This window comes from Psychroflexus salis (genome assembly GCF_014640175.1).
Lineage (GTDB): Bacteria > Bacteroidota > Bacteroidia > Flavobacteriales > Flavobacteriaceae > Psychroflexus > Psychroflexus salis.
This window is the reverse complement of sequence record NZ_BMGL01000003.1, coordinates 84,930-103,537: the sequence shown is the minus strand read 5'-3', so window position 1 is coordinate 103,537 and position 18,608 is coordinate 84,930. Positions and strand designations below refer to the sequence as shown.

20 protein-coding genes and 3 tRNA genes are annotated in these 18,608 nt (G+C 33.6%); 7 read left to right on the top strand and 16 right to left on the bottom strand.

Features of this window, described 5'->3' with window-relative positions; all coding sequences use genetic code 11:
- Positions 1-61: 61 nt before the first annotated feature.
- From IEV63_RS03020 to IEV63_RS02990, 7 genes are all read right to left on the bottom strand, one after another.
- Positions 62-952: a bifunctional 5,10-methylenetetrahydrofolate dehydrogenase/5,10-methenyltetrahydrofolate cyclohydrolase gene (locus IEV63_RS03020; RefSeq protein ID WP_188405280.1), complete on the bottom strand. Its 891-nt coding sequence runs from the start codon at positions 950-952 to the stop codon at positions 62-64.
- A 31-nt stretch (positions 953-983) separates the two neighbouring features.
- Entirely contained in the window at positions 984-2,312 is a 1,329-nt protein-coding gene (gene ffh, locus IEV63_RS03015; RefSeq protein ID WP_188405279.1) for a signal recognition particle protein, read from the bottom strand.
- A gap of 200 nt (positions 2,313-2,512) precedes the next feature.
- Positions 2,513-3,376: a hydroxymethylglutaryl-CoA lyase gene (locus tag IEV63_RS03010; protein WP_188405278.1), complete on the bottom strand. Its 864-nt coding sequence runs from the start codon at positions 3,374-3,376 to the stop codon at positions 2,513-2,515.
- Between the two features lie 54 nt (positions 3,377-3,430).
- On the bottom strand, positions 3,431-4,042 hold the full coding sequence (locus tag IEV63_RS03005; protein WP_188405277.1) for a LysE family translocator: 612 nt from the start codon (positions 4,040-4,042) through the stop codon (positions 3,431-3,433).
- A complete protein-coding gene (locus IEV63_RS03000; RefSeq protein ID WP_188405276.1) occupies positions 4,042-5,064 on the bottom strand; it encodes a quinone-dependent dihydroorotate dehydrogenase in 1,023 nt (340 codons plus the stop codon). Before IEV63_RS03000 ends, IEV63_RS03005 begins: the two co-directional genes overlap by 1 nt.
- A 73-nt stretch (positions 5,065-5,137) precedes the next feature.
- Positions 5,138-5,839, bottom strand: coding sequence for a sulfite exporter TauE/SafE family protein (locus tag IEV63_RS02995; RefSeq protein ID WP_188405275.1), 702 nt, complete (start codon positions 5,837-5,839; stop codon positions 5,138-5,140).
- Positions 5,839-6,282 carry a FixH family protein gene (locus IEV63_RS02990; RefSeq protein ID WP_188405274.1) on the bottom strand — a complete coding sequence of 148 codons (444 nt, stop codon included), beginning with the start codon at positions 6,280-6,282 and terminating at the stop codon, positions 5,839-5,841. Before IEV63_RS02990 ends, IEV63_RS02995 begins: the two co-directional genes overlap by 1 nt.
- 180 nt (positions 6,283-6,462) lie before the next feature.
- Between IEV63_RS02990 and IEV63_RS02985 the strand changes: the two genes are divergently transcribed.
- Positions 6,463-7,245, top strand: a complete 783-nt coding sequence (locus IEV63_RS02985) for an alpha/beta fold hydrolase (protein WP_188405273.1) — start codon at positions 6,463-6,465, stop codon at positions 7,243-7,245.
- Positions 7,246-7,247: 2 nt separating this feature from the next.
- Here the strand turns inward: IEV63_RS02985 and IEV63_RS02980 are convergent, their stop codons facing one another.
- Complete coding sequence (locus IEV63_RS02980) at positions 7,248-7,952, bottom strand: DUF4197 domain-containing protein (RefSeq protein ID WP_188405272.1); 705 nt, start codon at positions 7,950-7,952, stop codon at positions 7,248-7,250.
- On the bottom strand, positions 7,952-8,482 hold the full coding sequence (locus IEV63_RS02975; protein ID WP_188405271.1) for a shikimate kinase: 531 nt from the start codon (positions 8,480-8,482) through the stop codon (positions 7,952-7,954). Before IEV63_RS02975 ends, IEV63_RS02980 begins: the two co-directional genes overlap by 1 nt.
- Before the next feature lie 117 nt (positions 8,483-8,599).
- Between IEV63_RS02975 and IEV63_RS02970 the strand changes: the two genes are divergently transcribed.
- The 4 genes from IEV63_RS02970 (at position 8,600) to IEV63_RS02955 (ending at position 9,808) form a co-directional block, all read left to right on the top strand.
- Positions 8,600-8,672: transfer RNA gene (locus IEV63_RS02970), tRNA-Lys, on the top strand.
- A 311-nt stretch (positions 8,673-8,983) separates the two neighbouring features.
- Positions 8,984-9,056, top strand: a tRNA-Lys gene (locus IEV63_RS02965).
- 63 nt (positions 9,057-9,119) lie between these two features.
- Positions 9,120-9,203 (top strand) — tRNA-Leu (locus IEV63_RS02960).
- 41 nt (positions 9,204-9,244) lie between these two features.
- A complete protein-coding gene (locus IEV63_RS02955; protein ID WP_188405270.1) occupies positions 9,245-9,808 on the top strand; it encodes a hypothetical protein in 564 nt (187 codons plus the stop codon).
- Between the two features lie 10 nt (positions 9,809-9,818).
- Here the strand turns inward: IEV63_RS02955 and hemL are convergent, their stop codons facing one another.
- From hemL to IEV63_RS02920, 7 genes are all read right to left on the bottom strand, one after another.
- Positions 9,819-11,108, bottom strand: a complete 1,290-nt coding sequence (hemL, locus tag IEV63_RS02950; RefSeq protein WP_188405269.1) for a glutamate-1-semialdehyde 2,1-aminomutase — start codon at positions 11,106-11,108, stop codon at positions 9,819-9,821.
- Positions 11,105-11,995: a glucosaminidase domain-containing protein gene (locus IEV63_RS02945; protein WP_308419924.1), complete on the bottom strand. Its 891-nt coding sequence runs from the start codon at positions 11,993-11,995 to the stop codon at positions 11,105-11,107. The genes hemL and IEV63_RS02945 overlap by 4 nt, the downstream gene beginning before the upstream one ends.
- Positions 11,992-12,936: a 1-aminocyclopropane-1-carboxylate deaminase/D-cysteine desulfhydrase gene (locus IEV63_RS02940; protein ID WP_188405268.1), complete on the bottom strand. Its 945-nt coding sequence runs from the start codon at positions 12,934-12,936 to the stop codon at positions 11,992-11,994. The genes IEV63_RS02945 and IEV63_RS02940 overlap by 4 nt, the downstream gene beginning before the upstream one ends.
- The gene (gene guaD, locus IEV63_RS02935; RefSeq protein ID WP_188405267.1) at positions 12,936-14,267 is read right to left on the bottom strand and encodes a guanine deaminase; all 1,332 of its coding nucleotides are present in this window, start codon (positions 14,265-14,267) and stop codon (positions 12,936-12,938) included. The genes IEV63_RS02940 and guaD overlap by 1 nt, the downstream gene beginning before the upstream one ends.
- A 125-nt stretch (positions 14,268-14,392) precedes the next feature.
- Entirely contained in the window at positions 14,393-14,620 is a 228-nt protein-coding gene (locus tag IEV63_RS02930; protein WP_188405266.1) for a T9SS type A sorting domain-containing protein, read from the bottom strand.
- Positions 14,583-15,467, bottom strand: a complete 885-nt coding sequence (locus IEV63_RS02925; RefSeq protein ID WP_188405265.1) for a S8 family peptidase — start codon at positions 15,465-15,467, stop codon at positions 14,583-14,585. Before IEV63_RS02925 ends, IEV63_RS02930 begins: the two co-directional genes overlap by 38 nt.
- A 50-nt stretch (positions 15,468-15,517) precedes the next feature.
- On the bottom strand, positions 15,518-16,108 hold the full coding sequence (locus tag IEV63_RS02920; RefSeq protein ID WP_188405264.1) for a hypothetical protein: 591 nt from the start codon (positions 16,106-16,108) through the stop codon (positions 15,518-15,520).
- 303 nt (positions 16,109-16,411) lie between these two features.
- Between IEV63_RS02920 and IEV63_RS02915 the strand changes: the two genes are divergently transcribed.
- Together IEV63_RS02915 and hutU are read left to right on the top strand one after the other, a co-directional pair.
- Positions 16,412-16,573, top strand: coding sequence for a C1orf53 family protein (locus tag IEV63_RS02915; RefSeq protein ID WP_188405391.1), 162 nt, complete (start codon positions 16,412-16,414; stop codon positions 16,571-16,573).
- Positions 16,574-18,607 (top strand): urocanate hydratase, encoded by a 2,034-nt coding sequence (hutU, locus tag IEV63_RS02910; RefSeq protein WP_188405263.1) that lies wholly within the window; start codon positions 16,574-16,576, stop codon positions 18,605-18,607.
- Position 18,608: the final 1 nt, after the last annotated feature.

The window sequence follows — 18,608 nt, the reverse complement described above, 5'->3', positions numbered from 1 at the left end:
ACTAAGCATAGATATTTTTATAAATTCCTATAAATCAAAAACCTATATAACAAAAGAAAGGCTATAAATTTTTACGTTTACGGTGCAATTCTCTTGCCAACAATGTATTTTTTAGAAGCATTGAAATGGTCATCGGTCCTACTCCACCAGGTACAGGTGTAATATACGAAGCCTTTTCTTTAACTTTTTCAAAATCTACATCTCCAGTTATTCGGTAACCTTTTGGACTATCTTCGTCTGGAACGCGTGTTATACCTACATCAATAATTACAACATCGTCTTTTACCATTTCTGCTTTTAAATAGTTGGGAACACCTAAGGCAGTAATAATAATATCTGCTTGACTGGTAATTTGAGTAATATTTTTAGTATGGCTATGCGTTAAAGTTACTGTTGAATTTCCAGGAAAACCTTTTCTCCCCATTAAAATACTCATGGGTCTTCCTACAATATGACTCCGACCAATAACTACCGTATGTTTTCCTTTGGTTTGTACATCGTAGCGTTCTAACAATTCTAAAATTCCAAAAGGTGTTGCTGGAATAAAAGTAGTCATATCTAGAGCCATCTTACCAAAATTAGTAGGGTGGAAACCATCTACGTCTTTATCAGGGTCAATACGCATAATTACTTTTTGCGTATCAATCTGCTTAGGTAATGGCAATTGAACAATAAAGCCATCGATGTCTTGATTGCTATTTAGCTCATCAATTTTATCTAGTAATTCTAATTCGCTTATTGTAGAAGGTAACCTTAGTAAAGTTGATTCGAATCCAACTCGTTCACACGATCGAACTTTGCTATTCACATAAGTTAAGCTAGCACCATCATTACCGACTAAAACAGCTGCTAAATGAGGAACTTTTTCCCCTTTTTGCTTCATTTTATCAACTTCAGCTTTAATTTCATCTTTAATGGTGTTGCTGAGTTTTTTACCGTCTAAAATTGTCATTTGTTGTGTGTTTAAGTTGAGTTATTTAGTGTTAACGCATATTCTTCATCATTTGCATCATCTGTTTACCACCTCCGCCTTGCATCATTTTCATCATTTTGCTCATTTGAGTAAACTGCTTCAATAATTGATTTACTTCTTGAACTGAAGTACCCGAACCTTTACCGATTCTTCGTTTTCTTGAAGAATTAATTAATGTAGGATTTTCACGTTCTTTTGGCGTCATGGAATAAATAATTGCTTCAATATGCTTGAAAGCATCATCGTCAATATCTACATTTTTCATCATCTTACCTGCTCCAGGAATCATGCCCATCAAATCTTTCATATTTCCCATTTTTTTAACTTGTTGAATTTGCTTCAAAAAGTCATCAAAACCGAATTTATTTTTGGCAATCTTTTTTTGTAAGCGTCTAGCTTCTTCCTCGTCGTATTGCTCCTGTGCGCGTTCTACTAAAGAAACCACGTCTCCCATTCCTAAGATACGGTCTGCCATACGGTTAGGATAGAATACATCTATCGCTTCCATTTTTTCTCCAGTACCAATAAACTTAATAGGTTTGTTTACAACCGATTTTATAGAAATTGCTGCACCACCACGCGTATCTCCATCTAATTTAGTTAAGATAACTCCGTCGAAATTTAAGCGATCGTTAAAAGCTTTTGCTGTATTTACGGCATCTTGACCCGTCATAGCATCAACTACAAACAAGGTTTCTTGTGGTTCGATTGCTTGATGAATATCTGATATTTCATTCATCATCTGTTCATCTACTGCTAATCGACCAGCGGTATCAATAATAACTACGTTAAGTCCATTTGCTTTAGCATGAGCAATGGCTGATTCTGCAATTTTTACAGGATTTTTTTCTTCTTTATTTGAAAAAACTTCAACTCCAATTTGTTCACCAACCACATGCAATTGATCTATTGCAGCTGGTCGATACACATCACAGGCAACCAACAAAGGTTTTTTAGTTTTTTTATTTTTTAAAAAATTTGCAAGTTTACCCGAAAATGTAGTTTTACCACTACCTTGTAAACCTGACATTAAAATTATACTCGGATTACCAGATAAATTTACTCCTTCGGCATCGCCACCCATTAAATCGGTTAATTCATCTTTTACAATTTTTACCATTAACTGACTTGGCTTCAGACTTTTTAAAACATCTTGGCCCAGTGCTTTTTCTTTTACGGTATTGGTAAAATCTTTAGCAATTTTAAAATTGACATCGGCATCAACCAAAGCACGTCTTACTTCTTTTAATGTTTCGGCAACGTTTACTTCTGTTATTTGGCCGTGACCTTTTAATATGTGTAAGGCTTTATCTAATTTATCGCTTAAACTATCGAACATAATCTTTCTAAATTTATTGCAAAAGTAAGCATTTGATAGCTAAATGAGAAGTTTTTATTTTGATGATTTAGCCGAAAATACCTTGTTGCTTTTTTTCGACAATTTGGGTTTAATGTTCTTTATAAACAAGAAACAATAGCTAAAATTACCATATTTTAAGCGAAGTTCTTTTCCATTATTATAAGTCGAAAGAAAAAATCTTATAGATACTTAGTAAATAATTTTGAAGCTTGGTTGTATGCAGATTCAAAACTGCCCATTTTAATCAGCGTTTCGGCTTTATGTTGATTAAAATAAGAAACTAATTTTTCAGTAGGCATATTTCCAGTTAGTTCATCTTTGGCCATTGGGCAACCACCAAATCCTTGTATAGCTCCATCGAATCTACGGCATCCGTTTTGAAAAGCAGCATCTACTTTTTCGTGCCAATTCTTAGGAGTCGTATGCAAATGAGCTCCAAATTCTATGTTAGGAAAAGCTGGAATTAAATTTTGAAATAAATAGGAAATGCTTTCTGCTTTAGATGTGCCAACGGTATCGGATAAAGATAAAATTTCAACTCCCAATTTAGCTAATCTCTCAGTCCATTGAGAAACTATTTCTACATTCCAAGGATCGCCATACGGATTTCCAAAACCCATAGAAAGATAGGCCACTACCTTTTTATTATGCTTGTTTGCTAAGTTTAAAATAGATTTTAAAACTTCAATAGATTCTGCAATAGTTTTATGCGTATTACGCATTTGAAAGTTTTCTGAGATTGAAAATGGATACCCCAAATAATCAATTTCGTTAAACTGGCAAGCATCTTCTGCACCGCGTATATTTGCAACAATAGCCAATAATTTAGTGTTGGTTTTAGACAAGTCTAATTGAGCTAAAACATGAGCTGTGTCTTGCATTTGTGGAATAGCTTTGGGAGAAACAAAGCTACCAAAATCTAAAGTTTCGAACCCACAATTAAGCAAAGCTTGTAAATAGCTTAATTTTTCGTGACTAGGTATAAAAGTCTTAATGCCTTGCATGGCATCTCTAGGACATTCAATTATTTTCACTTTCTCCATGCTTCAAATATACAATTTTATCATTTTCGCAAAAGAATGTCTTTTATTTTAAATTTAAACGAAAATTAAAATCGCAATTCCAATGAAAACAAAAATCTGTACATATGTAAAAAACAATTGAGTTTGCTTATTTTTATTTAAAAAACGAGTTATTTTTTCGGCTAAAAAAGCAACAATTCCAAAAATAATGAAGGCTTGTAGCATAAATAATAATCCTAATGCATAAAATTGAAAAATTAAATCTTTGTCAGGATTCCAAATAAAACTTGGGAAAAATGCTAGGAAGAAAATTGTTACTTTAGGGTTAAGTACATTCATAAAGAACCCACGAGAAAACATTTTTTTAAAGCCACTTACATTAGATTTCTGTGATAAATTAAATTCTTGTTTAGCCGACCAGAGTTTGAAGGCTAAGTACAACAAGTATGTAGCTCCGCCTACTTTAATAATTAAAAATAAATTTTCATTAGTTTTAATAATGGCAGAAACACCAAAAGCAACCAAACTGGTATGTACTATAATTCCGCTTACCAAGCCCAAACTAACCGCTATACCATCTTTTTTGTTAGTCGACATGCTTTGCACCAAAACATAAATAATATCTGGACCTGGCGAGATTGTCAGTGCAATAGATGCAATTAAAAACGAAATGATTTCAGCTGGCATCAATGCATTTCTTTAAGAATAGCCCGATTTATTTTTTTAATTAAACTCGGGCCTTCGTAAACAAAGCCTGTGTATAGTTGAATTAAACTTGCACCAGCTTTTAATTTTTCGATGGCATCTTCAGGCGAAAGAATTCCACCTACTCCAATAATCGGAAATTTTGCTTTTCCTTTTTCATGCAAATAGGCGATCACTTCGGTTGAGCGTTTTGTTAAGGGTTTACCACTTAATCCGCCGGTTTCTGTTTTATGTTCAGATTCTAAATTTTCTCTTTCAATTGTAGTGTTCGTTGCAATTACGCCTGCAATATTTGTTGTTTCAACAATCTCAATAATATCATCTAACTGAGCATTGCTTAAATCTGGTGCAATTTTTAATAGTATCGGTTTTTGTTTTGGTTTTTCGTTATTTAATTTTTGAAGCTTCAATAGCAAATTGGTTAAAGGTTCTTTTTCCTGTAAATCTCGTAAGTTGGGAGTGTTTGGAGAACTTACATTTACCACAAAATAATCTACCACAGGAAACAATTTTTCAAAACAAATTTGGTAATCATCGAAGGCATTTTCGTTCGGAGTAATCTTGTTTTTACCAATATTGCCACCAATTAACACATTTGGATTAGACTGAAGGCGTTGTACTGCTGCGTCTACTCCTTCATTATTAAAACCCATTCGGTTAATAATGGCTTGGTCTTCTTTTAATCGAAAAAGTCTCTTTTTAGGATTACCATCTTGTGGTTTTGGTGTTAAAGTACCTATTTCAATAAAACCGAAACCAAGTAGAGAAAGTTCTTTGAATAATTTGGCATCTTTATCGAAACCTGCTGCTAAACCAACAGGATTTTTGAATTTTAAACCGAAAACTTCACGCTCTAATTTTGCATTGTTTAATTGAAAATTAGCTTTTGCAAAACTTTTATAACCAGGGATTTTAGAAGCTTTTTGTAAACTTGAAAAGCTAAAGTGATGCACTTTTTCAGGATCAAATTTAAATAATAGAGGTCGTAAAAATGTTTTGTACATGCCTGAAGGTTTCAGCAAAAATAAAGCATATAAAAGGATGTATATAAAAAAAGATGAAGAAATTCAGAAAAACTTAATGACACTCCATCGATGAAGAAACTTCTTCTACAGCTGGCTTAGGAGAAACATACGGAATACCTAATCCCATACCGCGTAATATGAATAAAATTCCTATAATAACAACCGCATAAGGAATTACTTTTTTAAAATTAAACCGAGTTGCTTGCTGAATAAAACCTTTAAAGTAAATTACACCCGTCATCATAGGAACTGTTCCGAGTCCAAAAAGCAGCATATAAAAAATGCTATTGGATAAATTAGCTGTTGCTACTGAAGCAAAAACAGCCATATATACCAAACCACAAGGCAATAATCCGTTTAAAAAACCAAGTTGAAAAAAGTTGAAATAAGATTTTTTTTTAAATGCTAAACCTAATTCTGTTTTTACTTTACCGACTAATCGATAAATAGGTTGTGTAATTTTGAAAGGTTGTAACTGTTTTTGAGGCAAAACCACTAGCAAAATCATTAGTATGCCAATGGCAATAGAAAGCTGTTGTTGCACTCCAAAAGTAGCAAAACTATGCCCGATTATACCAAATACCAAACCAATCGATACATATGCTAGCAACCTACCTGTATGATATAAGCTAACTTGAAAAAATTTTTGAAGCGAGTTACTTTTACCAACGGGCAGCATAAATGCAATAGGACCACACATGCCTACGCAGTGCAAACTACCTAGTAAACCCAATATAAAAGCAGACCACAACATTACCAAGTCATTTCTTTTTTATATGCAAAAGATTGTTCATCTACCTTAAAATCTATCATTACATTCCATCTGCCTTGTTCTAAAAATTGAATTGGAATTAAGAGTTGATGATTTTTTAATTGAATTGGAAAACGAAAATCCTTTTGCTTATCTGATGGTCGATACATTAAAACTTCTCCTTCAACTTTATCGGCTTCAATTGAAGATGGAAAATAAATTAATAGCCCATCTTTTGTTTTTTCAAGCTTAAAATCGCCAATTAAATGAGCACTGTTATTTACTTTATCAATTTCATCTTGAACCAATAATTCTTTATGGTAATAATTTTCCGTTACTAAATCTTGTTCGTTACTTGATGATAGCATCTGTACTACAAAAAACATAATAAAGCCAATAAAACAACACATGGCCAAAACAATAGAAGTACCCCAATTTAATTTCATATCAATTTAGTTTTATCGAACAAAAATAGGTTTTACATAAAATGAAAACTATGATGAAAATCAGTTATAAAACAAAACAAACTGCTGTGAGAAAAAATTAAGTCAGGATGAATTTCTAAATTTTAAGGTAAAAACCAAGAAACTAAGCTTAATTATCCGATTTTTGTAAAAAATATTACTTTGCTTAGTTATCAAACCTACATTCATTCATCTTCAAAAACCTGGGTTACTTTTGTGCACGGTGCTGGTGGAAGTTCTAGTATATGGTACAAGCAAATTCGTGCTTATAAAAAAGAATTTAATGTTTTATTGCTAGATTTACGAGGTCATGGTAACTCCAAACCAAAATTAGCAGATAGTTTTAAAGATGATTATACCTTTGATATAATTACGAACGATATTTTAGAAGTTTTGGATGTTGAAAAAATCGAAAAATCTCATTTTGTGGGTATTTCTTTAGGCACAATTTTAATTCGAAATTTAGCAGAAAAACACCCAGAGCGAGTAAAAAGTATGATTATGGGTGGAGCCATTATGAAAATGAATATTCGTTCTCGATTTTTAATGCGCGTAGGCAATATTTTTAAATCGGTAATTCCTTACATGATGCTTTATAAATTATTTGCATTTATTATAATGCCGAGAAAAAATCATAAAAAATCGAGATTACTATTTGTAAATGAAGCTAAAAAATTATACCAAAAGGAATTTATTAAGTGGTTTAAATTAACTTCAGAAATTAAACCTTTACTTAAGTTATTTAGGCAAAAAGATATAAATATTCCTTCTTTATATGTAATGGGAGAACAAGATCATTTGTTTTTGCCTTCTATAAAAAAAATTGTGGAAGACCATAAAAAAGCAAGCTTACAAATTATTAAAAATTGCGGTCACGTTGTTAATGTTGAACGCCCAATCGACTTCAACAAGATGAGTATACAGTTTATTAAATCTGTAGTTTAGCTTTAATCTTGTAAAGCAAATACTTTTTTCATCAGTTCTGTTTTTCGCATACCGATACGTTCTCTAATTTGTTTTTCTTCGATTTCTACCATTACAAAAACACCTTTTAGCGCTTCTTGAGTAACATAATCGGTTAAATTTGGATTTACATTTTGTGTTAAAGGAATTTGATTATAGCGATTAATAAGATTTGCCCAAACTTGATCTGCTCCAACTTCGGTAAAACTGTTTTCAATAATGGGTTGGAAACGTTGGTATAATTCGTTTTGGGTTTGTGCTTTTAGGTAATTGGTAGCAGCCACATCAGTTCCCATTAAAATATTTTTAGCATCGTTTATAGTTAAATTTTGAATAGCATTTAAAAATACTGGAGTAGCTTCGGCTACAGCGTCTTCTGCTGCCCTATTTAACATTTTTACACCTTCGTCTGCTAAGCTACCTAAACCAACGCGTCTTAAAGTGTTTTCGAGTTTTGTTAACTCTTCAGGAAGCATTATTTTTACTAAATCGTTAGCTAAAAAGCCATTTTCTTTTGCAAGATTTTGAACTCCATCTTCTACACCTTGACTTAAAGCTTGCTTTAATCCAGTTGATATATCGGCATTAGATAGTACATTTTGATTTTGCATAGCCTCATCGGCTATTTGCTGCAATTCTGCACAAGAACTGGCAAAAAGCACAGCCATTATAAATACAATTCTTTTCATTAGTTATTTATTTTTAGTTGAATATTCTCTACAATTTGATTAAAACTAAGCTTAGAAACATCGATAACATGTTGTGCTTTTAAATAATAAAACTGACGTTCGAACAAATGTTTTCTAATAAACTCTTCTAAACCTTCTTTGTCTTTATAATGTGCAATTAATGGTCTGTGTTCTTTTTCTTTCCAGAGTCTTTGCAATAAAGTTTCTATGTTAACTTTTAAATAAACAGAATTAATACCTGTTTGCTCAAGAATTAAACGCATGTTATTATAGTAGCATGGGGTTCCTCCACCTAAGGATAAAACTAAATTAGTTGTAGTAGAAGATCGTAAAATTTTTTCTAAGTATTCTTTTTCCTTTTTTCTAAAGTATAATTCGCCTTTTAAATTAAATATTTCAGAAATGGGCATTCCTTCGTTTTCAGAAATATAGTGATCAAGGTCGATAAAATCATATTGCATTTGTTTGGCAAGTAATTTACCAACACTTGATTTTCCTGACGACATATAGCCTAAAAGAACAGTTTTCAAGACTTTATTTTTTAAAATTAGAACAAGTTATAAAAACTTCAAATTTAAAGCATTTTTTACTTGATTAAACAAAAATACATACTATATTTGCACCCGCAAAAAGTGGATACTTTTTCCGATCTGGTAGCTCAGTTGGTAGAGCATCTCCCTTTTAAGGAGAGGGTCCTGGGTTCGAGCCCCAGCCAGATCACTAATTTAAGTTCTGATTTAACTGGGCGAGAAGTTCATACTGAGCGAAACCGGTAGGTGAAGTCGAAGTAAGCCCCAGCCAGATCACTAATTTAAGTTCTGATTTAACTGGGCGAGAAGTTCATACTGAGCGAAACCGATAGGTAAAGTCGAAGTAAGCCCCAGCCAGATCACTAATTTAAGTTCTGATTTTAATGGGTTTTTTAAAAGTATCGGGATTATCTAAATAAAAACCGATTGTTTATTTTAAAAACGCCTTGATAAAATTAAAAACAAGTTCTAAAGTTGATTATCAACTTTTTTTATTTACAAGATCTGGTAGCTCAGTTGGTAGAGCATCTCCCTTTTAAGGAGAGGGTCCTGGGTTCGAGCCCCAGCCAGATCACAAACCCCCGTTAATAATTGGGGGTTTTTAGTTATAAGTCCCCAGTGTATCTGGGAAATATATGCCCAGGTGCTGGAATTGGTAGACAGGCATGGTTGAGGGCCATGTGTCCATTAGGGCGTGCGGGTTCAAGTCCCGCTCTGGGCACTTTATTCACAAAATAGTTTATATTTGAGTTTTAAAATTTTATGAAACTCTTTAAACTTCTCACTTTTTTCTTTTTAATTATCTTTAGCCTAGCTTCTTGCGGAAAGCTTCCTACTCCAAGCCAAGCGGTTCCATTATACAAAGACCAATTGCATTTAATGAATGGATATTACGAAATTAATCCATATGAAAGTGCATATAGCTTTGAAGGAATTCCGTTGGATGAAGTTTTTGAAATGAATATACCTCAGCGAGTTAATTTCATTCAATTGGAATTTATCGACAAAAAAACACTGCAAATAAGCTTTAAACATGCAGGAGAAACCTACATCAAGCAAGTTAAAGGAAAGCACAAACAAGGTGGTTTCTATTTACATAAAACTTGGGGAGCTTTAGGTGTGCCACCATTAGTTTGGTTGCAATGGAACAATGGCAAACGTATTTTTATGGGAAACGACGATAACTTAATATTTGACATCAGTAAAAACGAAAGTGCTCTTATTTTTGGCTTCAACAACCAAACAATAGAGCGAGAAATTATTTTTTACGATCGTCTTTATGAGAAGTTTTATACTGGAAAGCCAAAAACAAATTTAACTGACTAACTCGAATTTTTTATTTCAATTCGTGAGCTAAATCTTCTAAAGCTGAAACCGTAAAGTCAATATCTTCGTAACTCAAAGCATTATTCAAAAAATAACTTTCAAAAGCACTAGGTGGTAAATAAACACCACGTTTCAACATGCCATGAAAATATTTTTTAAAGGTTTCATTATTAGCCTTAGCTGCGCTTTTAAAATCGACAACTGGTTCTTCTTCAAAATGAACTGAAAGCATCGAACCTATTCGATTAATGCTATGTGGAATTTCGTGTTTTTGAAGCACATTTGTTAAGCCTTTATGTAAATAGATACATTTTTTTTCAAGTTCTTCAAAAATTTCTGGATGTTTATTTAATTCATCTAGCATAGCGAAACCTGCGGCCATGGCTAAAGGGTTTCCACTTAAAGTTCCAGCCTGATAAACCGGTCCTTCAGGAGCTAAATGCGACATAATTTCTTTTCGAGCTGCAAAAGCGCCAACGGGTAAACCGCCACCCACAACTTTTCCAAAAGTTACAATATCTGCCAAGACACCTAATCGTTCCTGAACACCACCTTGGGCTAATCGAAAACCCGTCATTACTTCATCGAAAACCAATAAAATTTCGTGTTCGTTACATAATTTTCGCAAGCCTTCTAAAAATCCTTTATTAGGAATTATACAGCCCATATTTCCAGGTACGGGTTCTACGATAATACAGGCTAATTCGCCTTTATTGGCTTCAATTAATTTTTTTACTCCAGCTAAATCATTGTAATTGGCTAGTAAGGTATCTTTTGCAGTTCCTTTGGTTACGCCAGGACTATTGGGAGCTCCAAAAGTAACCGCTCCACTACCTGCTTGTATTAAAAATGAATCAGAATGACCATGGTAACAACCAGCAAATTTGATAATTTTATCTTTTCCTGTAAAGCCACGCGCTAATCGAACGGCACTCATACAAGCCTCTGTCCCGCTATTTACAAAACGAATTTTATCGATACCAGGAACCATTTCTACCGCTAATTTGGCTATTTTGGTTTCTAATTCTGTAGGAATTCCAAAAGAAGTACCGTCTTTGGCTTTTTCGGTTACGGCTTCTATTACAGGTTGGTGCGCATGTCCTAAAATCATCGGACCCCAAGAAGAAATATAATCAATTAAACGGTTTCCATCTTCGTCATACAAATAGGCGCCTTTGGCTTTTTTTACAAAAATAGGCTCTCCTCCTACCGAATTAAATGCTCGAACAGGCGAGTTTACACCTCCTGGAATATATTTTTTAGCTTCGTTGAATAACGCACTGCTTCTTTTGTAAATCATTTTTTGTTTAAGGGTTTTAAATACAATTTCTGACCAATAGTTAAATTATTGCTTTTTAATTGATTAAGCTGTTTTAACTCTTCTACCGTAAGGTTAAATTGTGTGGAAATTTTATATAAGGTATCTCCAGCTTTTACATAGTAAACACTGGTTGTATAATCTACTTTGCTTTTAGGTTTTGGAAAATGTGGTGGTGGTGTTCCATTGATAACTTCTGCATCTAATTCGTCTAAATGAAAACGTTCAATTAAACTGATTAACTTATCTGGATATTTTCTGTCGGTTGCATAACCTGCTCTTCGAAGTCCCTTTGCCCAAGCTTTATAATCTGATATTTTATAATTGAATAAAAAAGCATATCGTGGTCGTTCATATAAAAAAAGCGAATGGTCTCTAAACGAATATTTAGGATCTTTATATTTTCTGAAACATTCTTGCAATTCATCATCATCATGATAAACTTTTTCACCCTGCCAACCATTACATTTAATACCAAAATGATTGTTGGAACGTTTGGTTAAATTTCCATTTCCAGATCCTGATTCTAAAATTCCTTGTGCAATGGTTATACTTGCAGGAATTCCATACAAACGCATTTCTTCTTGTGCAATATCCGAATATTGCCAAATATAGGCTTCAACTGGATTTTTAAATACAGGTTCTTTATCAACGGTTTTGGGACTTACTTTAGTTGGAGTTTCAACTTCAACTTTGCTAACTGTTGTTGAAGGTGTTGATTTTTTTATCTCCTGTGTTGATGTAGATTTCGGTTTTGATGAATTCGTTGTGCTTACTTTTCGTTTTGTTCCACATGATGCTAACAAAAATAAAAGCACTAATGCAATTAAAGTAGCTTTTGAAAATTGAAAAATGGTGTTGATTTTCACTTGAATGTTATAATTTCTTTATTTTGACTTTGTAACTTTTTATTCATACTTTCTACTCCTTGTAGTCCGCCTGTATGAATCGCTAAAATACGAGTATTTTCTGAAAAATAGCCCGATTTTATAAGTTGAAACAAACCAAACAACATTTTACCCGTATAAATTGGATCTAATGGAATTTGATATGTTGTATAAAACGAATTGATAAACTGAATTAATTCTTCTGAAACTTTTGCATAACCTCCCAAATGAAAGTCTGTATTTAACTGCCAATTGGTTTTTGAAGTCCATTTCTTGATTTCATCTTTCAGAAAATTTCCTTTTAAAGCAGAAAAAGCAATTACTTCTTGATGATTTGAAGCCGCTTCAATTAATCCAGCAACTGTACCACCAGTTCCAGCTGAGCTACAAATTACATCGAATTTTGAATCTTCATTAGAAAGAATTTCTTTACAACCTTGAATGGCTAAGGCATTGGTTCCACCTTCAGGAATTACAAAAACTTCACCAAATAAATTTTTATATTTTTCCAGCTGAGATGAAGCATATTTATTTTGGTAGTTTTCTCGTGTTTCAAAATAAAACTGCATTCCGTTTAGATGAGCAAACTTCAAAGTTGAATTTTCTTGTAAAACAGTAGAAAAATTCTTTGCCAATTCGTCTCCCCGAATTATACCAATGCTTTGTAACCCACTTAAACGAGCAGCTTTTGCTGTTGCTGCTATATGGTTAGAATAAGCACCACCAAAAGTGAGCAGTTTGGTTTTTCCTTCCTTTTGAGCTTGAAGCAGATTGTATTTGAGTTTTCTGAATTTATTACCCGAAACTACTGGGTGAATTTCGTCTTCGCGCTTTATCCATAATTCTATTCCAGTTGAAGCATCTTTGCATACCAACTGATGGCGAGTACGAATCTTTGTATGGAAAAAATCAAGTTCTTGCACTAGTCCAAGTTTTGTTTTTCACCTAAAATATAAGTCGCTTCCACTACTCGATCATCTCCTATGATTTGTAAAGCAAATAATTTCTCTTCAAAAGTAGAGCTGTTTTCTATTCTGAATTTTAGTAAGTCAGTAGCTTTCCAATCAATAACCACAAAATCTGCTTCTTTTCCCTCTTCAAAATTACCGATTACATGATCTAAATGAAGCGCTTTAGCTCCACCCAAAGTGGCCAAGTAAAAAGACTTTAACGCAGATAGTGGTTTTATAGTTGATGGATTTTCAGCGTAAGCTTTTCTCAATTGAGTAACTTTATAAGCTTCATTTAAAGTTTGTAGAATACTAAAACTAGTTCCTGCTCCAACATCGGTTCCTAAACCTACTTTTATGTTGAGTTCTTCGGCTTTTTGTAAGTTGAACAAACCACTACCCAAAAATAAATTGGAAGTTGGACAGAAGGCTAGACTGCAGTCGTGTTGTTGCAGTTGTTTCCATTCGTTTTCTTCTAAATGAATTCCGTGTGCAAAGACTGAACGTTTTTGTAGCAAATTAGCTTGCTGAAAGACATCTAAGTAGTTTTTACATTCGGGAAATAAGGATTTGGTAAATTCAATTTCAGACTTGTTCTCAGACAAATGCGTGTGCAAATACACGTCGGAGAATTCCTTTAGTAATTTGCCTGCTTTTTGAAGCTGTTCTGGACTCGAAGTAATAGCAAAACGCGGAGTTACAGCATAGAGCAAACGCTCTTTTTTATGCCATTTTTCAATCAATTTTTTAGATTCTTCATAGCTAGATTCTGCCGTATCTAATAATTCTTCTGGTGCATTGCGATCCATCATTACTTTTCCGCAAATCATGCGTAAATTCATTTTTTCGGCAGCTTCAAAAAAAGCTTCAACCGATTGTGGGTGGACTGTACCAAAAACCAATGCAGTTGTGGTTCCATTTTTTAATAATTGCTTCAAAAAGAAATCAGCTATTTTACGAGCATGCTTTTTGTCTTTAAATTTAGTTTCAGTAGGAAAAGTATAAGTGTTTAACCACTGCAATAATTCTTCACCGTGAGCAGCAATCATTTCGGTTTGTGGGTAATGAATGTGCATATCTACAAATCCGGGCATAATTAATTTACCTGAGTAATCTTCGAAAATGGCATCAGGATTTTCAATTTGAAAAGCTTCAAATGGAACTAGTGATTCTACTTTTCCATTTTCAACAGATAAAATTCCATCTTCAATAAATTGATGAGCTTCAGACTCAAGGTTTGGATCCTCAAAAAAATGAAAAAAGGATGCGCGAATGTGTTTTGCTTTAGAAGAAGTATTTGTCATGAATGATATAAAGAATTTGAAATATTTATTTGGCTATACAAAAGTAACAAACTTATTATGTTAATATAAAACCCTGCAAGCGTTTAGAACGCTTGCAGGGTTTTAATTTAGATAAAAATAATTTACTAGTTTTTTATCAACGTCTTAGATGCACTTCCTTCTTCTGTTTTAACTTTTACCAAATACATGCCTTTAGCTAAATTGCTTACATCAATCACCGTTTCATTCTTATATGCGATATTATTATTATTTCTAGTATTTAATGCAGCATTGTTTCCTTCTGGCGTAGTCATTAAATCATCACTACTTACAATTCTACTTAAAAAACAAAACATCCATGTATAAATGCCCATCTGGTTGATTTCGTACCCAAATATCTGGACTATTCCAAATTACATCGGTTTCTGTATTAGGTTCTACACCAAAATCATCTTTAGAATTTTGCATCATTAAATCTAAATCAGGGTTAGGATTGTCTTCGTATATACATTTAGCAGTTAAAACAGCTGCATAAGCATTAAGTCTTCCTGCTCCTAGCTCACCTATATATGGTTGATTTTCTGGTATATGATAAATGTCATCTGCTGTACTTTGTAAAATTTGTTTTACTTCATCTGGTGTAATACCTGGATAAACTTCATACATTAAAGCTACTGTTCCAGCAACCATAGGAGAAGCAAATGAAGTACCATAAGAAAGTCTATATCCATTATGCCCAGTAGTTGTTGCTACAGAATATCCAGGAGCAACTAAATCTACCTTATCATTATGTTGGTGTGTATAATTAGGATTGTTTACATGCAGTTGGTGCACGTCTTTCCAATCATAACTTCTATTATTTTCATCAACAGTTCCATATTTGTTTTGACTTCCGACACTACTTACTGATATCACATGTTCAAAAGATGCAGGGTAATAATACGCTTCTCCATCTGAATTAGATTGCCAGCCATTACCAGCTGCGGCGACAATTGTAACACCTTCATCTTCCCAAACTGTTTTAAATACTAACCCTGCAACATATGAAGAAGTACCTGACATACTAATGTTAACAACCTTAATTTCATCATAATTTTCAGCAAGATAAAGTGCGGCCGTATGATGAAAAAAATTAGTATTGTAAAAAGGGATTAAAGAACTATCATAACCAATGGATACTATACCGAAACTATTATTTGTATCTGCCGCTGCTGCTCCCATTACATTGTTTCAGTGAGAATTTCCTGAACCTGGCATACCAGTTTCAGATGTTACTTCAGATGCAAAACTTCATTTTCTAAATCAGGGTGATCTAGATAAAAATTTATGTCTTTAATTCCAATTGCTATTGTTGGATCACCTGTAGTAATATTCCATGCCCTCTTAGCATTAACCAACTCTAAATGCTCATAAGGTCTTACATTAAATACTGTAAAACCTTCGTTTGGTTCGGTTGGGAGTGGCACCCAAGCATTTATAACATCATTATTATCTATATAATCATCAGGATTTGGAGAATTCATTGTATTTAATGGATATTCTTCTCCTGTACCAATATATTCAGCAAAAACAATTTCATTAATAGAATTTAAATTATTAAGGATATGTTGGGAGTGAACGCCAATAAGATAATATTTATGTAATTCAGTATTTCTAGACCACTTAAATTCTCTGTCATAATGATAAATAGTAAATTGGTTAAAGAAGTTTTCTAAAAAATTATCTCTAAATTCTAAAGTTTTAGTACCATTAGCATTTTCAATTATTTTAGTAGGATTTAGCAAATCTCGGCTTGCTTCTTCAATATAATAGTAATGTATTACAGGGTTAGAGCTTTGTACAAATAGATTTGTTGTATTCATTATACAACATATTAGCACGATAATAATTGAAGAAAATCTGTTAATTGCGGTGTTGCGGTGTTGCGGTGTTGCGGTGTTTTTAATAATATCTAATTAAATAATTTTTTAAAAATAATTATATTTATGGATCAACGCAAGTTTTTTTCTAAATAATTTGTTAAATAATTTGCATTAGAAGATTTTCATTTTGTTGCTTTAAGTTTATAAAATTATGAAACATTAATTTTAAAGAAATCTAATGAAGAATTGCTAAAATTTAGCTAGTTAATGACCATAAGATTAAAGAATCCTTATTTTTGTGAAATGACTTTTAAGAAAAAACACATTCCGTTAGAAGATGGAGATTATTACTTAACTCCAGAAGGCTACCGATGTTTTACAGAACAATATCACTTAAAGCGTGGTTATTGCTGTAAAAGCGGTTGCCGACATTGCCCTTACGGATTTGATAAAAAAACAGAATAGATGAACACTACCTTAACTTTTGAAGCCGAAATTCAACAAGGAATACCAAACGAATTACCACCTAAAAAAACATACGATACAAATGTAAACCACGCTCCTATTCGCAAAAAAATTCTTAGCGCTGACGAGCAAAAACTTGCTCTTCGTAATGCACTGCGTTATTTCGACAAAAAACATCACGCCGTATTACTTCCTGAATTTAAAGAAGAATTAAATCGATTCGGAAGAATTTACATGCATCGCTTTAAACCTGATTATAAAATGTATGCTCGGCCAATTGAAGCTTATCCTGGAAAAAGTCTAGAAGCCAAAGCGCTAATGCTGATGATTCAAAATAACTTAGACCCAGCTGTAGCTCAACATCCACATGAGTTAATTACTTACGGTGGCAATGGTGGTGTTTTTCAAAATTGGGCGCAATATTTATTGACCATGCAATACTTAGCTGAAATGACAGACGAACAAACTTTGGTGATGTATTCAGGTCATCCTATGGGCTTATTTCCTTCGCATAAAAACGCTCCACGAGTTGTCGTAACCAACGGTATGGTCATTCCTAATTATTCTCAACCCAATGATTGGGAAAAATTCAATGCGCTAGGCGTTTCACAATACGGACAAATGACGGCAGGAAGTTATATGTATATCGGTCCGCAAGGAATTGTACACGGCACAACGATTACCGTTTTAAACGGCTTCCGAAAAATAAATAAAAGTCCAGAAGGTGGCTTATTTGTAACAGCAGGTTTAGGCGGAATGAGTGGTGCTCAACCCAAAGCTGGAAATATTGCGGGTTGTGTTTCCGTTTGTGCTGAAGTAAATCCAAAAGCTACAAAAACTAGATATGAACAAGGTTGGGTAGATGAAGTAATTTCTGATGTAAATGAATTATCAAAACGCGTTCAGCATGCCAAAGCCAATAAAGAAGTAGTTTCCATTGCTTACGATGGAAATATAATTGATGTTTGGGAAAAATTTGACGAAGACGGCATTCATATTGATTTAGGAAGTGATCAAACTTCCTTGCATAATCCATGGGCTGGTGGTTATTATCCTGCTGGTTATTCCTATGAAGAAGCTAACAAAATGATGTCTGCTAAACCTGAAAAATTCAAAACAGTTGTTCAGGAAAGCTTACGAAGACATGTTGAAGCGGTAAATAAACACACCCAAAAAGGCACTTATTTTTTCGATTATGGAAATGCCTTTTTACTAGAAGCTTCGCGAGCTGGCGCAAAAGTGTTTAAAGATGAAAATGGGAATTTGGTTGATGCAGGTCAACTTAATAATTCCAATGCAGCATTTGCCTACCCAAGTTATGTACAAGACATTATGGGACCGATGTGTTTCGATTACGGTTTTGGTCCTTTCCGTTGGGTTTGTGCTTCAGGAAAACCAGCAGATTTAGCTAAAACCGATGCCATCGCAACCCAAGTTTTAGAAGATTTAAAACTTGAAGCTCCAGCTGAAATTCAGCAACAAATGGCCGATAATATTAAGTGGATTAAAGGTGCTCAAACCAATAAGTTAGTAGTCGGTTCTCAAGCGCGAATTTTATATGCAGATGCAGAAGGCAGAATGAAAATTGCGGCTGCTTTCAATAAAGCAATTGAAAAAGGAGAAATTGGGCCAGTAATTTTAGGGCGCGATCATCACGATGTTTCTGGTACAGATTCTCCTTATCGAGAAACATCTAATATTTACGATGGAAGTAAATTCACCGCAGATATGGCCATACAAAATGTAATTGGCGATTCCTTTCGTGGTGCTACTTGGGTAAGCATTCACAATGGCGGTGGCGTTGGCTGGGGTGAAGTAATAAACGGTGGATTTGGTATGCTTCTTGATGGTAGTACTAATGCAAATCGAAAGTTGCACGCTATGTTACATTGGGATGTAAATAATGGAATTGCAAGACGATCTTGGGCAAGAAATGATGAAGCGATTTTTGCAATTAAAAGAGCTATGCAAATGGAGCCCAATTTAAAAGTTACGATTCCCAATCTAGTAGACGATGCGCTTTTTAAAAACTAAA